Genomic DNA, 15,109 nt, shown 5'->3' on the forward strand with positions numbered 1-15,109 from the left:
CACTCCTAAGAATAATAAAGTTATACTTTTAAGATTTCTCTTCTTTTCAACACAATCATTAATGTGGTTAAGATGCAGCCAAGCCCCATAACACTTCCCGCCCAGAGAATTCCCAAACTTGATGCTATTGCTCCAATTAATAGTGCACCTAGTGGAATAAATCCCCGATCCATTAAAGCTATACTCATAATTCTTCCTCTGAGATGATCGGGAACCTGCTTTTGTAGTGTAATTCGACTCAACGTTCTGTATGTTTGACTCGTTAAACCAACAAGGAACATTGCCAAACCTGCAATTAGATAATTATTTGTTCCAATAAATAATAGCAATGATAGACCAAATCCAATAATTGAATAAATTAGCCATTTACCCGTTTCGATGATCTCTTTTCCAATGGATAACCAGCTTGTCCCAATTATTGCACCAATGGAAGAAATCGATAATAAAACACCAAACCCTTCAGGACCGAGATGCAATAACTCTTTAGCAAACAGTGGCGTCATTGTCGTATATGGGAAACCAAATACCATTGGAACAATTGCTAATATAAGCAATGATTGGACTGAGGGCTTTTTCCTTACGAAATCGACAGCTTCTTTTATTGTTATTTTTTCATTATTATCTTTATTTTTAATCGACTGGTAGTCTGCCCGAATAATAGCTAAAGAGATTAAGACAGCAAATGTACCCCAAGCATTGATATAAAATAAATTTGCTATGTTTGTAATACCTAACAAGATACCAGCAATTGCAGGTCCAATAATTCGTGATAGATTAATAATCATTGTATTAACCGCAAGTGCGCTCGCCATTGAACTTTCAGGTACAAGATTTGGAATTAGCGCGTTTCGAATTGGTGGATCCATAGCTGCAAGCATTGAGCGCATCGTCACAATTAGTGCAAACAGCCAAAATGACGGACCCTTTGCAACAAGAAATCCTATCACAAATGTTAATAGCATCATTCCTACTTGAAGCCATATTAACAATTTTCGACGATCAAACCTGTCAGCCATGATCCCTGCTGGAACACTTAATAAAAATGTTGGAACTAATCTACAAGCGTTCATAATGCCTAAATGAATTGGAGAATTTGTAAATTGCAAGACAGCCCAATTTAATGCAACTAAATCCATCCAATCCCCAACTCTTGAAATTAAGCTTCCCGCCATAAAAGTATTGAAGGATTTTGATTGAAAAGCAAATCGCGAATTCTTTTTATTCTGTACTTCGATTTGTGCCATTTTAAATTCGTTCCCTTTTACTTAAATTCATGAAGAGGATTTGGTACTATTGCGTAAGAATATCCTTTCTTTGTAGGATCTAGTCGCATTTTTGTAAGTGCCTTGTGCTCAACCTTCATTTGATAAAGAGCTTCGCGGTCACATGCCACATTTTCCGTCAATGTCGGGTCTGCCTTTAATTTGTCAAAAACTTGATCACAGATCTGATGGATTTCTTGCCATAGTTCTCTCTCATTAAGACCGAACTCCTTACAAACTTGTAAAATTAACTCTCCTAAATGGTTTTGAAATACCGTATAAAACAATTTATTGTGCACTTCTTTCAAATCATCTGTCGCAGTTATCGAACCGGGGTAAAGCTCTACATGTAGATTGTTTTTCTTAAGCCTTTCTTTATAAATTCTTAAACCACCCCAATCACGGAAAAGCATCCGAACAGGTTGACCATTCTTAAACACCATCACACTATTTTGCAAATGTCCCTCTAAAGCGATGCCATATTTAACTAATAGTGTCAAAAATCCAGGTAACGCAATATTTGCATATTCTGAAACAAATTGATAAGCAGCCTTTCTAACTGAAGATTCATTTATGCTTTTAGCATATTGTTCAATTAATTCCAAGACGATGACTTTTTCTGAAATTGGTGATGCTGAAAATAGTGAACTTCCGACAATTGCAACTTCATCATTGATAGTAAATGACTCAATATTTTCGCGTAATACTGCAGACAAATTCCTATTTTTTTGCTTATCATCTTCTTTTTTGAAATTGTAACCAGCAACCTCATAAACTGGTACAAATTGTTTTCTTAACACTTGTTCTTTTTCCATAATGGACTTTATTAATCTAGTAACAATCGTAGAATTATTTGTTGTATTTGCAGAAATTGTACGAACAGTTGAGGTCATTTGACTGTTAACTGCAACTTTAATTGCATAGTTCATGCACTCTTGGTTCCTATGTGGTACAACAGTTCGGAAAGAAGATGTTGATCCACAAGGAACGTGAAATGATCGGATTGGAATAATAGTCTGATCATTCAATTCTTGCTTATAAATTACAGGAATAGCATTTTCTAGTTGCCATGGATGTACTGGAACAATTACATATTCTTCTAAACGGTGGCCTTGTAGCTGAAATTGTTGCTCTACTACTTTTCTTAATTCAGGGTAAGCCCTAAATAGTAATTTATTTGCATCCTCTTCAAATTCATCGCTCACACACCATTCAACACACTCTTTTAATATGCCGACAAATTGAATTGTAGCAACTCCATCAAACTCCGGTGCATATTGAAAAACGTCTTCAGCTTTCATATCGATTTTCGTTTTTGTTCCAGGATGAAGATTATGCCCTTCAACCGAAAGCTGTTCAAAAAATAAGCTACTGTCGAATGCTGAATCTATTTTTTTCTGTAAAAGAACCCAGTCTAAAACATTCGTGATCTTATATTCTGAAGCGCTCTTTTGAAGCTCTTTTTTCTTTTGATCCCAATACGCATAGGATAATGCAAGATTAGCACTTCCATTAATTAGTTCTTTAGCAAGCTGCTCCCAAGTAAATTTTTCACTTTCGTATTGGAACTCTTTCTTGTAACGAACAATTTCTAACAGTTCAATCGAGTGATTTATTGGTTTTACTTCTTTCTCGGAAACAAATAATATTTCACCATCGACCTCAACTCGATTAAATGCATAAGTACGGCTTACCGGAATAACCAAACATTCATGCTCATTAAGAGGATATAGTTTATAAGTTTTGCCTGATTGTAGGTTATAAGATTGTACCTGTTGAATAACCATTCTCCAAAAACTTGTAATAGCTGGTACATTTAATGCATAGATCGAATCAATAACATATAAATCATGTGAGTTTGTAGAAATATTAAGTATGTTTTCTCTTAACATTGAACCGACGAGACGGCTTAAAATACCACGTCTTCCTTTTTCCAGGTTTACCATATAATTTGGAATTAGATTTGGCGTATTGCCTACTAAATATGTAAGATTCTCTGCTTCATCAGCCAATAGTTCTCCATTACGTAATTTTTTAAATGATTCATATAAAAAATCTTTTTCTAATAATACTTGGGTTAAACTTGTGCTCATTCTCCGACTTCTCCTTTCCAGTACTTCATTGGATTTGGAACTTTCATAAATGAATAAGCAGTACTATCTCCTTGTAATCGCATCGTTGCTAAAGCTTTTAAGTTAATCATTGGTTGGAAAAATGCTTTTTCATCCGAAGTTGCTTGCACTTTAATCGAGGGATCCTTTTTTAATTCCTTAAATATCTCTCTACTAACGTTAGCAATTTCTTCCCATAGCTCTTCTTCATCGAACTCTAATGTACGAACTATACAAGTTATTAACTCAGCAAAATGATTCTGCATAACAGAATACGAAATGATATTATGCAACTGGCTTTCCTCATCAGTAACAATTGATGAACCAGGATAAAATTCTGCTTCAAAACCTTGTTTCCACATTCTTGACGGAAGTATTCGAATTCCACCAAAATCTCTTACTAAAATGCGTACTAACTCACCTTCTCTAAAGATGGTAACACTATTTTGCATATGACCTTCCAGGCTAATTCCATAACGTACCATCATTGTTAAAAAGCCAGGTAGAGACGTTCTTGCATATTTACGAATAAATAGTTTAGCAGCCTCGTTCATATCATCTAAATGATTTACAATAGCAAATTTTTCAATTAACTCGATCGCAATTGGCTTTTTACTTATTGGAGATTTCGAAATTAATGATGCTGCAGCCATTGGAATTTCATCCTCAAGTAGGACATAGTTTTCTGGATTTTCTCTTAAAATAGATGCTAAATTTGCTTGAAGTTTCCATTGCTCTTCCTCAGAAATCTTTAAACTTTCGGGCTTAAAATGAATTCCAGCTCGTTCTTCTAACACAATAAATCTTCCATCAAATCCATATTCCTTTTCTTGAATTGCTTTAAATATTTTTGAAAGCATCGGACCATTTACGACAGAATTAGGTGATACCGTACGAATAGCACTTGTTGTTTGCACGTTAACTGCCGTTTTTATATGATGTTTTTTCTCTCCTAAATTTTGAATCGGAGCTAAAGATCGAAATGACACTAATGATTGAGTCGGAATAACAAAATCACTGATTGGAATTATTTTTCCTTGCGTAATCTCTTTTTCATAAAATGCATTTAGTGTATTTTCAAATTGCCATGGATGAACTGGTATCAATTCAAAATCACTAAGCTGCAAGCCTTTATTATGTAAAACCGCTTCAACAGCAGGCTGTAAATTTTCATACTCTTTAAATAACCAATTTGTAATAGTAGTTTGATCAATGGATGTCGTTCGACAAAGGTCTTTTGAAACTGCAATAATGACTACTTCTGGTTTGCTACCCCATTCCGGTGAGTACTGAATTACCTCTTCGACACTAAGTCCAAACTTTGTTTTCGCTCCAGGATGTAAAGGATGCCCTTCAACTACACATTGTTCAAAAAATGCAAGTGGACTAAATTCTTTGTCCTGTCTCTTTTGATGTAGAGTCCATTCTATTGAAGAATGAACCGAAAATTGTTTAGCCTTTTCCGCTAATTCTTGATGATTGATTGTAGCACCCGTTAGGGCCAACGTTAGATTAGCAACACCATTTTGAATTTCGTGCTTAAATCGTTCGTACTGCTCTGTAGCTGCTTCCTCTAACATACCTTCATTCTTTAATAACTCAATCAGTTCAACAGGATGCATCAATTCGTTAGATAATGTATTGTCAATTACAATTACATCACCAGTTAGGTCGAATCTTCCAAGTGAGTGTAATTTGCCAACAGAAACTTGCAGAAGTCTTCCACTAGGTAGATTTACGTTAATTTTTGACACTTCTCCATTTATCCAAGTAATTCTTTCTTCTGGTATTAACTTTTCTCTTATAAACGCTTGGAAAAGACGTTGAAAAATTCCTCTTCTTCCTGCTTTCACATTAGAAAGATAGCCTACCAATAATTCAGGTTTTTCACTTTTAAGATAGTTCAAAGTTTTTAACTCTTCCTGATCTAAATGATCATAATTTGTTAGTTCATCTTTATTCTGAATATTAATCATTTCTACACATCCTCTAATGATATTCATTTAAGTTTAAGTAAATGATAATGATAATTATTATCATTGTAAAACACATTATCATATTAAGTGATAATAATTATCAGTGTCAATGATTTTTATTCCAATATTTTCTAATTTATAAAAAACAAAAAAGCAAAAAGTATATAACTTTTTGCTTTTAGTCTGTAGACAAAGTTCAAAAATCAACTATCAGATTGAGTGAAAACTTTGCTTTTAAGAGGTCTTAGTTAGTTGAAGTAACTAAAACCTTCTGTTCAATATTTAAAATCTTATAAAGTTCATCTAGTTTTTGTATTTCATAGGTTGGAACTACATCTGAGTCATTTGAAAGCATTTTTGGATTGACCCAGCAAGTATCGATTCCTGACCCTGCCCCACCAATTATATCCGCGCTAAATGAATCTCCAACAATCAATGCCTTATCTAATTCAAAATTTGGAATTCGATCAAATACATATTGAAAGTATTCTTTCATCGGTTTTTGATAACCAGTATCCTCAGAAATGAAAATATCTTTAAAGAAAGGATAAATACCCGCCGCATTCAAACGTTTATATTGTGTCTTTGAAACTCCGTTCGTGACAATATATAAATCGAACTCATGCTGAAGACTTGTAAGTAATTCATACGCACCTTCAACTAATTGATTTCCCTCTCCTAAATAACTTTGGTAAGACTGTTCCAGCAGAAAACCGTCAACTTCAATACCAAACTCTTTAAATAAGGTTGAAAAACGTGTGTTCACCACATCATCACGATTTATTTTACCTTCTTCAAATGACTTCCAAAGTCCATGGTTTATTTCTTTGTACCTTGACTTAACTTCATCAGTTAATGATAATTTTTGATCTTTAAATAGAGATTGTAATGCTACTTTTTCTGCTGCACCAAAATCTAATAATGTATCATCTACATCTAATAATAATGTTTTGTATGTTTTCATAACATTTCCCCATCTCTATTTATTTAATTCATATTTTACTAGAGTGATTTTTAACTAGCTTAATACGTTTAAAACTAATTCCGTTTAATTTAAAAATTAATATACCACTTATAATAAGCAAAACACCAATTAATTGCTTAGAAGAAAACGGAACTTTCTCAAGTCCTAGCCATCCTCTAGAATCAAATAATAATGCAAACATTAATTGAGAAGTAAGAACAATTGATATAGCATAAGTTGGCCCAAGAATTCTAGTACTTTTCGTTAAACAGAAAACAACACCTACACCGACAATTCCGCTAATCCAATACCAATTTTTCATATTATGCAAAACAAATAATTCCTTACCATCAAATATTAGACCCATTACGAAAGAAGCTAAAAAGCCCATTCCTAATACAAATGTTGTCGTTACCCATATTCCTGTTCGCTCATTTACCTTACTATTGAATATATTTTGTAAACCAATTAGTGATCCAGAGACTAAAGATAATATTAAACCATACAGCAAAACTCACACCTCCAAAAATAAAATACTTATTCGTCCTAAGAGTTTATTCATAAATATTATTACCAGCAAGAATACTCAAACCAGCTCGATCCTTAATAAGGATACCCCCATTTTTCCGCTCCACTAGGTCATTCTTACAGAACTGTTGAATAACTCGATTAACATGTCGATAACTTGTTCCAATCAGATTCGCTGCATCTTTGAGATTGATCGTATTTAAATTATCCATTAGTAAAGAATTCGTTTCATCGTATGAAACTGATAATAGATAACTCGCTAGCCGAACTTCTACTGGATACATTAAATTAAAACTCATCGCATTCGACTTAATATGAAACTTTTCCGTTATGATGTCTAATAAAAACTGAAGAAATGGTGCATAGTCTTTACTAAATTTTTTTAACCACCGATAATCTATAGCCATCATTTCAACCGGAGAAACGGCCTCAACCGTATTTATATAATTTGAACCTCTTACATATTCAATGTCGCCAATTAATTCAAGAGGCTTTTTAAATGATAGAATTAATGTTTTTCCCTCTGCTGTAGATGTATAAACTTTGACTTTCCCTTTTACTAAAACAAACAAAGTTTGTGGTAAGTCTCCTTGGGAACAAATAAGCTCTCCTTGCATGAATCGATGAAGAGACATATGAGCTTTTATATCCTCATTAAAGACTTCTTCAATATGAAGTTCAGCTAAAAATTGATTAATTTGTTCAATATCACTAGTAACTTTCAAGTTAACTTCACCTCCAGCAATTACTTTTAAGATCCAAGCACGACTACACCAATCATCATCATACCAATTCCAAAAAATTGCGACGGACTAATAGTTAGCTTTTTTACTCCGAACCAGCCTCTACTATCATTAATAAAAGTGAAACTTAACTGTGCAATTAAAAGGGTTGATATTGAAAATGTAACTCCATTGAGATGGATCGCTGTTACGTTACAAAAAATAATAAATGCTCCAAATGCCCCACTAGTTAAATAAATTGGATTTACGTTCTTAACATCAGCTAATTTTTTATCTTTTATTAATAGTAGTACGAATAAAGCTACAATAAAACCTGTAAACTGCGTAATTGTAGCTGCTTGCCAAGTACCAATATCACTGCTAATTTGTGAATTTGCAACCCCTTGCAGTGTAATGAGTGCTCCACCAACAATCGCTAATAAAATTCCTTTCATATTTTTCTCTCCTGTCATATTGATTTCTTCATTATTAAACGATATTGGATGGTTGTTTGGGAAGGACATATGTCCTAGAGAGAAAAATGAGTGTATTCTGCAATTGTGGAAAACTTTTTAAATCAGTTAAATTTCTGTGGATAGTTTGTAGTAATATTCTTTTGGAAAGAGTTTTTTGTGGATACTCCGCTATTATGTGGAAAACTTCCCATGAAAATGTGGAGAACTGTAAAATTAGTGGATAGTTTGTAGTTGAGTTTTTTGGATTAGTCCTTATTTTGTGGATACTTTTGATCATTTTGAAATATTTGAGGTACTGCAAATAAAATTCGATAATCGCAATTAAAAATGTCGAATCTAGCTTAACACAGATTAATTAATAATTAGATTCCCTTTATTCCAGGGCTAAGGGAGGTTAAGATTAATAAAATACATCAAAAATAACATAAGAAAATCAGGCCACTGATATAGCCTGATTCACTTTTTATTAAATTACTTCCTCGCTTACTAAACTCGATTCCATTAAAAGTTTAATTTCATTGATCTTATTTTGATTAAATAAATCAACAATTTTACTACCAACAATGACTCCATCACAATCTTGGCTTAATTCCTTTACTTGTTCTGGGGTAGATACACCGAATCCAGCTATTACAGGTTTATTACTAATTTCTTTAACACTCTTTAAAAAGGATGATAGGCTGTCGTCTAGCTCATTTCGAACACCAGTAATCCCTTTTACTGTTACTGTGTATAAGAAACCTCTTCCTTTTTCAGCAATTTTAATGATTCGATCTTTTGGTGTAGCCATTGTGACTAAACGAATTAGTTCTACTCCAAATTCTTCAAGTTGATGAATGATAATCTCTTCTTCTTCGATTGGTAGGTCAGGAATAATACATCCGTCCACTCCTGCTTGCTGAAGGTCAGATACGAACCTGTCAATTCCATAAGCTAAAATGGGATTCATATATGTCATGACGATTAAAGGTACAGAAACTAATTTACGAACTTCTTTTATTTTTTCAATTACTGCTTTTAATGTTGTACCAGCTTGTAATGCTCGAATTCCCGCTTGTTGAATTACTGGTCCGTCTGCTACTGGGTCTGAGAATGGGATACCTATTTCAATTGCTGATGCGCCAAATTTTTCTAGTAAAGCAAGTCTTCCTCCTAATACTTCAAGGCCACCATCTCCTGCCATTACATAAGGAATAAATAGCTTTTCATCTTTTTTAAGTCGTTCTGAAAATTGGAATTCAATTCGATTCAACATATTATTTGCCCTCCTTTAATCGATCACGAACGGTATGAACATCTTTATCGCCTCTACCAGATAAACAAATGACTAAATTTTCATCTTTCTTCATCGTTGCTGCTAGCTTTATTGCATAGGCAACTGCATGTGCACTTTCTAATGCTGGGATAATTCCTTCCAATCTTGCTAGTAATTGGAATGCATCAAGTGCTTCTTCATCTGTGATTGATTCATATTTTACTCGCTCAATATCCTTCAAATAGCAATGCTCAGGACCTACCCCTGGATAGTCTAGCCCCGCAGAAATTGAATGGGCTTCTTGTATTTGCCCATCTTCATCTTGAAGTAAATACATTAAAGCACCGTGTAATACACCTGGTACACCTTTTGTTAAAGATGCTGCTTGCTTATCTGTATTGATTCCATGCCCAGCCGCTTCTACTCCAAATAACTTTACACTTTCATCCGTTATAAATGGATGGAACATACCAATTGCATTACTTCCTCCGCCAATACATGCTACTACTGCATCAGGAAGTTTACCTTCCTTCGCTAAAAATTGTTGTCTTGTTTCTTTTCCAATTACACTTTGGAAATCTCTTACCATCATAGGAAAAGGGTGTGGCCCCATTACTGATCCTAATAAATAATGAGTGTCATCTACATTTGCAACCCAGTAACGAAGGGCTTCATTTACTGCATCCTTTAGTGTCGCACTTCCGGATTCAACACTAATCACTTTTGCGCCTAATAATTCCATTCGGAAAACATTCAGTTCTTGTCTTCGAACATCCTCAGCACCCATGAAAATAACACATTCCAAATTTAATAGAGCACAAACTGTTGCTGTTGCTACACCATGTTGTCCCGCTCCTGTTTCAGCAACGATTTTTCGTTTACCCATTCGAATCGCAAGTAATGCCTGACCAATTGCGTTGTTAATTTTGTGAGCACCAGTATGATTTAAATCCTCACGTTTTAAATAAATATTAGCTCCGTTAGCATGCTTAGTTAAATTTTCTGCAAAGTAAAGAGGTGTTTGGCGACCTACATAATCCTTTAACAAGTTATCAATTTCCTCATTAAATGCTGGATCATCCTTAATATTTGAATAAGCTTCTTCTAATTCAGTAATGGCTTGAACAAGCGTTTCAGGTATATATTTCCCTCCATACATACCGAAATGACCTTTTACATCTGGAAGTGTATACGTAGACATTTAAATTCCTCCTAATTTAACTTTTTTTATAAAACTTTTTATTTTTTCTTCATCTTTTTTCCCGTTCGTTTCGACTCCACTACTTACATCAACCATTATTGGTTTTACGACGCTAGTTGCAGGTATTACATTCTCAATCGTCAATCCACCGGCTAAAATCAAGTTATCTATTTTCGTTGATTTAACAAGATCCCAGTTAAATGTTGTACCATTTCCTCCACGATATTTTCCACTCGGGCTATCTACTAAAATATAATCACAATCATATTCTGCGATTTTTTCAACGTCCTTTTTCGATTGAACACGTAATGCTTTGATTACGGGAAAGGATAATGAACGACAAAATTCAGGCGTTTCATCTCCATGTAGCTGAAGATGTGTTAAACCAACTTCCTCGTAGATGGATTCTAATGTCTCCTTTGTTTCATTTACAAAAACACCAATCTTCAATACCGAATCTGGCAGTGATTCGATGATCTTTTTTGCCTCAGTAATTTCAATTTGACGCTTACTTTCTGCAAATACAAATCCAATGGCATCAGCTCCAGCTTTTATAGCACTTTGGGCTGTTTTTAAATCGGTAATGCCACAAATTTTCACTTTCACTGCTTAGCCTCCTTTAAAATAGGAACCATTAGCTCAATCATGTTTGATGATAATTCATTGCTCCTCATCAATGCCTCTCCGACTAAAATTCCGTTTGCCCCAACATCTCTTACACGTTTTGCATCATACTGATTGAAAATCCCACTTTCACTAATAATGAACCCTCCATCTGCTTGAATAAGTGGTGCTAGTCTTTCTGTCACACCCAGATCCACTTCAAATGTTTTTAAGTTTCGGTTATTAATGCCGTATAAACCAGGCCTAATTTTTAGTGCCTTTTCTAAATCTTCTTCGTCATGTACTTCCATCAATACTTCGAGATTTTGCTGCTTAGCATATTGATATAAATGATTTAGTTCTGTAAAAGGTAATGCAGCAGCAATTAGTAAAATAATGTTTGCTCCATGCTCTTTTGCGATATCTATTTGAACTGGATCAATAATAAAATCTTTACATAATATCGGAATATTAACGGAATCACGCACAATTTTCAGATCTTTAAAGGAACCTTTAAAGAAAGTTGTATCAGTTAAAACAGAGATTGCAGCTGCTCCATTTTCTTCATATTTCTTTGCTTGTTCTGAGGGATCAAGATTTATATTAATATCACCTTTTGATGGTGATGCTCGTTTAAACTCCGCAATGATCGATAAATGGTCTGCAGCTTTTAACTTCTCAATTAATGATAGATTCTTTGTTTCATCCGTTATTTTTCGACAAATCGCTCTTAAACTTTTTATTTCGATTTTTTTTTGAGAAATGATTCGATCTAAAATAGTTTCCATTTAAATAACCTCTCTTTTTAGTTTGCTAGTTTTATCGACTAGTTTTTGTAATTTCTCATAAGCTGCGCCAGAATCAATGCTCTCTTCAGCCTTCCTAATACCATCTGTAATTTGATTGACAATCCCTGAAGTATAAATTGCTAAACCAGCATTTAATAAAACCGTATCTCTAAAAGCTCCTTTTTCTCCTTTTAATACTCGAAGAAGAATATCTGCATTCCTCTTTGCATCTCCACCTTTGATTTCTGTATTTGGGTAATAAGTTAATCCAACTTCTTCTGGATGAAGCGTCATCTTTTTCAGTTCATTATTTTCAAGTAGGACGATATGATTTTCGCCAGCTAACGATGCTTCATCTAAATGCCCTGCACCGTTTAATACAATCGCTCGTTTACGTCCTAATTTATTTAATACTTCTGCAAATACTTCTAAATAATCTCTTCTGTAAATTCCTAATAGTTGGGTCTCTAATTCAACTGGATTTGTTAAAGGTCCAATTAAGTTAAAAATGGTCGGAATTTGCAACTCACGTCTAACCTTCATAACTTTTTTCAATCTTGGATGAACATATGGAGCAAATAAAAAGGTAATTCCTATTTCATCTAAAAGCTCCTCGGAAGCTTGTGTTGGAATCGATAGCTCCACACCCAATTGTTCTAATACATCTGCACTACCTGTTTTGCTAGACATGCTACGATTTCCATGTTTTGCAATTGGAATTCCACTTCCCGCAATAACAAACGCTGATGTTGTACTCACATTAAAGCTTGATGAGTTATCTCCACCAGTTCCACAATTATCAATAACATTATGAAACTTCCTAGTAAATCCTACCGTATGATTTCGAATCGCGTTTACTAGTCCTGCGATTTCGTTTACTGTTTCACCTTTTGTTTTTAAAGCAACTAGAAATGCTGCGATTTCACTATCTGATATTTGATCATCCTGTAAAATTCTACCGACAGCTACTTGCATTTCTTCTACTGTAAACGACTCTCGATTAGCTAAGCGTTGAAGGTACTCTTTCATCTTTTAATTCCTCCTTTATTTCATTTAAAAAGTTTAATAAAAGTTGTTTTCCGTATTCTGTTCCAATAGATTCCGGATGAAATTGCATACCGTAGATTGGATATTTCCGATGTTTAATGGCCATGATCTCTTGATCGTCCATAGCGAATGCTAAAGTTTCAAATAATGGCGGTATCGTTTCCTTTTCAATTACCAGTGAATGATATCGCATAACTTCTAACGGTTGAGACATGTAGGCAAATAAATTACTGCCATCATGCCTAATTTTCGATGTTTTTCCATGTTTGATTTGTCCAGCTTTACTAATTTTTGCGCCGAATGCATAACCGATTGCTTGGTGCCCTAAGCAAATGCCTAGTATTGGGACAGCCTTATAAAAAGTTTGAATGAGTTCATTCGTTTCCTGCTTCTCTTCGGGTTTACCTGGTCCCGGAGAAAGAATAATTGCTTTTGGATTCATTTCTTTTATTTCCTCAATCGAAATTTTGTCATATCTAGCGATTTTCATTTCTTCGCCAAGCTCTCCTAAAAATTGATAAAGGTTGTAAGTAAAAGAATCATAGTGATCAATTATTAAAATCATGATTTTCCTCCAAAAAAGCTTTTAGTTTATTAATGGTTTCTTCATATTCGTGTTCGGGTTTGCTGTCATAAACAATACCTGCTCCTGCTTGAATATAGGCCATTTGATTTTTTAAAATCATCGTTCGAATAGCTAATGCAAAATCAAGGTTTCCATTAACGGATACATAACCGACTGCACCGGAATATACCCCTCTCTTTGAATTCTCTAATTCATTAATAAGTTCCATTGCTCTAATCTTAGGTGCACCAGATACAGTTCCAGCTGGTAAGCAAGCTATAAGAGCATCAAGTGAAGTATGTGGTTTTTTTAATTCCCCACTAACTTCGGAAACGATATGCATTACATATTTGTATCTTTCAACGTTCATATATTTTTCTAATTTGATTGTTCCAAACTCGCAAACTTTGCCTAAATCATTTCTTCCTAAATCAACAAGCATTTTATGTTCGGCAAGTTCCTTCTCATCCTGTAATAAATCCCTTTCGATTATTAAGTCTTGTTCATCCGAATTCCCTCTTCGTTTTGTACCGGCAATTGGATTCGTTATAACCTGATTATCTTTAACTTTTATTAAACTTTCAGGGGAAGTACCGGCAACAACGCTATCACCAAAATCGATATAATACATATATGGTGACGGATTTTGGATTCGTAATTTTCGATAATAATCAAATGGATTCCCTTCAAATTTTGCTCCCATTCGATGTGATAGAACGACTTGAAAAATATCTCCTTTTTGAATAAATGACTTTGCCTTTTCTACTTTGGACATGTAGTCAAATTTACTAACTTCAGACTCAAAAGTAGAAAATACAACTGGTTTTACTTCCTCCTCTTGATTTGAGTTGGATAAAATTACTTGCTTATACTTCTGAATTTCGCTCTTTAAATCTTCTAATGTTGTTTCATCGGAAAGCTTTGTTCCAACCAAATGAATTTTCTGTTCCAAATGATCAAATACAATAATTACTTCAAAAAACATTAAATGGAGATCTGGCATTCCGATAACATCTTCTAGCTCATCACCGATCTCTTCAAACTGGCGAATCATATCATATCCTACATACCCAATTCCCCCACCAATGAAAGGGATATCCAATAGCTTTAAGCAATCCTGCTTTGGTATTAACTCTTTCAGTTTTAAAAGAGGATTTCCAACAAACTCTTCTTTTTGGCCATTTTTATAGATGATTTGACCACTTTGATTTGTTCCAATCAATTCAAAAGCTGGTTTCGAACCAACAAATGAATAACGGCCAGAATCTTTATGCTTATATGAGCTTTCAAAAAGAAACTTTTTACTAGCGGTCAATTTTTTAAATAATGAAATCGGTGTAAACAAATCCCCCATTATCGTTTCAATGATTATTTCTGCTTTGTTTTGTACTGACAATTTGTTCGACCTCCAAAAATTTAAGATGAATATAAAAAAAGTCCCCTATACGCACAAAGATTGTGCATATAGAGGACGATTAGTTGCTACCGCGGTACCACCTCAGATTGGATCAGATTTATCTGAATCCCACTTTTCGGATACGGGAATAAGTTTCCAATATAATTCCGATACCCTATCCTTTTAACGGTGGAAATCCGTGCATCCCTACTTAT

Annotated in this window: 14 protein-coding genes and 1 other annotated feature (1 of these 15 only partly in view); all 14 genes read right to left on the reverse strand. The window is 34.2% G+C overall.

The features are described from left to right. Positions 1–20 precede the first annotated feature (20 nt). The 14 genes from ABEY15_RS20290 to trpE all read right to left on the reverse strand — a co-directional run bounded on the left by ABEY15_RS20290 (position 21) and on the right by trpE (position 14,852). Positions 21–1,244 carry an MFS transporter gene (locus ABEY15_RS20290; protein WP_429891879.1) on the reverse strand — a complete coding sequence of 408 codons (1,224 nt, stop codon included), beginning with the start codon at positions 1,242–1,244 and terminating at the stop codon, positions 21–23. 17 nt (positions 1,245–1,261) lie between these two features. After that, positions 1,262–3,355 carry an IucA/IucC family protein gene (locus tag ABEY15_RS20295; protein ID WP_429891880.1) on the reverse strand — a complete coding sequence of 698 codons (2,094 nt, stop codon included), beginning with the start codon at positions 3,353–3,355 and terminating at the stop codon, positions 1,262–1,264. Then, the gene (locus tag ABEY15_RS20300; RefSeq protein ID WP_429891881.1) at positions 3,352–5,349 is read right to left on the reverse strand and encodes an IucA/IucC family protein; all 1,998 of its coding nucleotides are present in this window, start codon (positions 5,347–5,349) and stop codon (positions 3,352–3,354) included. Before ABEY15_RS20300 ends, ABEY15_RS20295 begins: the two co-directional genes overlap by 4 nt. 244 nt (positions 5,350–5,593) lie before the next feature. Then, complete coding sequence (locus ABEY15_RS20305) at positions 5,594–6,313, reverse strand: YjjG family noncanonical pyrimidine nucleotidase (protein ID WP_429891882.1); 720 nt, start codon at positions 6,311–6,313, stop codon at positions 5,594–5,596. Between the two features lie 28 nt (positions 6,314–6,341). Next, complete coding sequence (locus ABEY15_RS20310) at positions 6,342–6,824, reverse strand: DMT family transporter (protein ID WP_429891883.1); 483 nt, start codon at positions 6,822–6,824, stop codon at positions 6,342–6,344. Positions 6,825–6,867: 43 nt separating this feature from the next. Next, the gene (locus ABEY15_RS20315) at positions 6,868–7,566 is read right to left on the reverse strand and encodes a Crp/Fnr family transcriptional regulator (protein ID WP_429891884.1); all 699 of its coding nucleotides are present in this window, start codon (positions 7,564–7,566) and stop codon (positions 6,868–6,870) included. 26 nt (positions 7,567–7,592) lie between these two features. Further along, positions 7,593–8,018: a DMT family transporter gene (locus tag ABEY15_RS20320; RefSeq protein WP_429891885.1), complete on the reverse strand. Its 426-nt coding sequence runs from the start codon at positions 8,016–8,018 to the stop codon at positions 7,593–7,595. Positions 8,019–8,505: 487 nt separating this feature from the next. Further along, positions 8,506–9,291, reverse strand: coding sequence for a tryptophan synthase subunit alpha (gene trpA, locus ABEY15_RS20325; RefSeq protein WP_429891908.1), 786 nt, complete (start codon positions 9,289–9,291; stop codon positions 8,506–8,508). A gap of 4 nt (positions 9,292–9,295) precedes the next feature. Further along, entirely contained in the window at positions 9,296–10,495 is a 1,200-nt protein-coding gene (trpB, locus tag ABEY15_RS20330; protein ID WP_429891886.1) for a tryptophan synthase subunit beta, read from the reverse strand. Further along, positions 10,496–11,101, reverse strand: coding sequence for a phosphoribosylanthranilate isomerase (locus ABEY15_RS20335; protein WP_429891887.1), 606 nt, complete (start codon positions 11,099–11,101; stop codon positions 10,496–10,498). After that, positions 11,098–11,886, reverse strand: coding sequence for an indole-3-glycerol phosphate synthase TrpC (gene trpC, locus ABEY15_RS20340; protein WP_429891888.1), 789 nt, complete (start codon positions 11,884–11,886; stop codon positions 11,098–11,100). The genes ABEY15_RS20335 and trpC overlap by 4 nt, the downstream gene beginning before the upstream one ends. Then, positions 11,887–12,915, reverse strand: a complete 1,029-nt coding sequence (gene trpD, locus ABEY15_RS20345; RefSeq protein ID WP_429891889.1) for an anthranilate phosphoribosyltransferase — start codon at positions 12,913–12,915, stop codon at positions 11,887–11,889. It lies immediately after the preceding gene. Next, complete coding sequence (locus ABEY15_RS20350) at positions 12,887–13,498, reverse strand: anthranilate synthase component II (protein WP_429891890.1); 612 nt, start codon at positions 13,496–13,498, stop codon at positions 12,887–12,889. Before ABEY15_RS20350 ends, trpD begins: the two co-directional genes overlap by 29 nt. Beyond that, positions 13,482–14,852, reverse strand: a complete 1,371-nt coding sequence (gene trpE, locus ABEY15_RS20355) for an anthranilate synthase component I (protein ID WP_429891910.1) — start codon at positions 14,850–14,852, stop codon at positions 13,482–13,484. Before trpE ends, ABEY15_RS20350 begins: the two co-directional genes overlap by 17 nt. 110 nt (positions 14,853–14,962) lie before the next feature. Next, positions 14,963–15,109 (reverse strand) — a binding site (T-box leader) (it continues 116 nt past the right edge of the window).

Source organism: Gottfriedia acidiceleris, from assembly GCF_050457485.1.
Taxonomy (GTDB): Bacteria; Bacillota; Bacilli; order Bacillales; family Bacillaceae_G; genus Gottfriedia; species Gottfriedia acidiceleris_D.

Excerpts from the sequence above, each read along its gene's own strand:
- ABEY15_RS20295 (WP_429891880.1), bottom strand. The coding sequence starts at position 3,355 with ATGAGCACAAGTTTAACCCAAGTATTATTAGAAAAAGATTTTTTATAT.
- ABEY15_RS20290 (WP_429891879.1), bottom strand. The coding sequence starts at position 1,244 with ATGGCACAAATCGAAGTACAGAATAAAAAGAATTCGCGATTTGCTTTT.
- trpC (WP_429891888.1), bottom strand. The coding sequence starts at position 11,886 with ATGGAAACTATTTTAGATCGAATCATTTCTCAAAAAAAAATCGAAATA.
- ABEY15_RS20300 (WP_429891881.1), bottom strand. The coding sequence starts at position 5,349 with ATGATTAATATTCAGAATAAAGATGAACTAACAAATTATGATCATTTA.
- trpB (WP_429891886.1), bottom strand. The coding sequence starts at position 10,495 with ATGTCTACGTATACACTTCCAGATGTAAAAGGTCATTTCGGTATGTAT.
- ABEY15_RS20320 (WP_429891885.1), bottom strand. The coding sequence starts at position 8,018 with ATGAAAGGAATTTTATTAGCGATTGTTGGTGGAGCACTCATTACACTG.
- trpE (WP_429891910.1), bottom strand. The coding sequence starts at position 14,852 with ATGGGGGATTTGTTTACACCGATTTCATTATTTAAAAAATTGACCGCT.
- ABEY15_RS20305 (WP_429891882.1), bottom strand. The coding sequence starts at position 6,313 with ATGAAAACATACAAAACATTATTATTAGATGTAGATGATACATTATTA.
- ABEY15_RS20350 (WP_429891890.1), bottom strand. The coding sequence starts at position 13,498 with ATGATTTTAATAATTGATCACTATGATTCTTTTACTTACAACCTTTAT.
- trpD (WP_429891889.1), bottom strand. The coding sequence starts at position 12,915 with ATGAAAGAGTACCTTCAACGCTTAGCTAATCGAGAGTCGTTTACAGTA.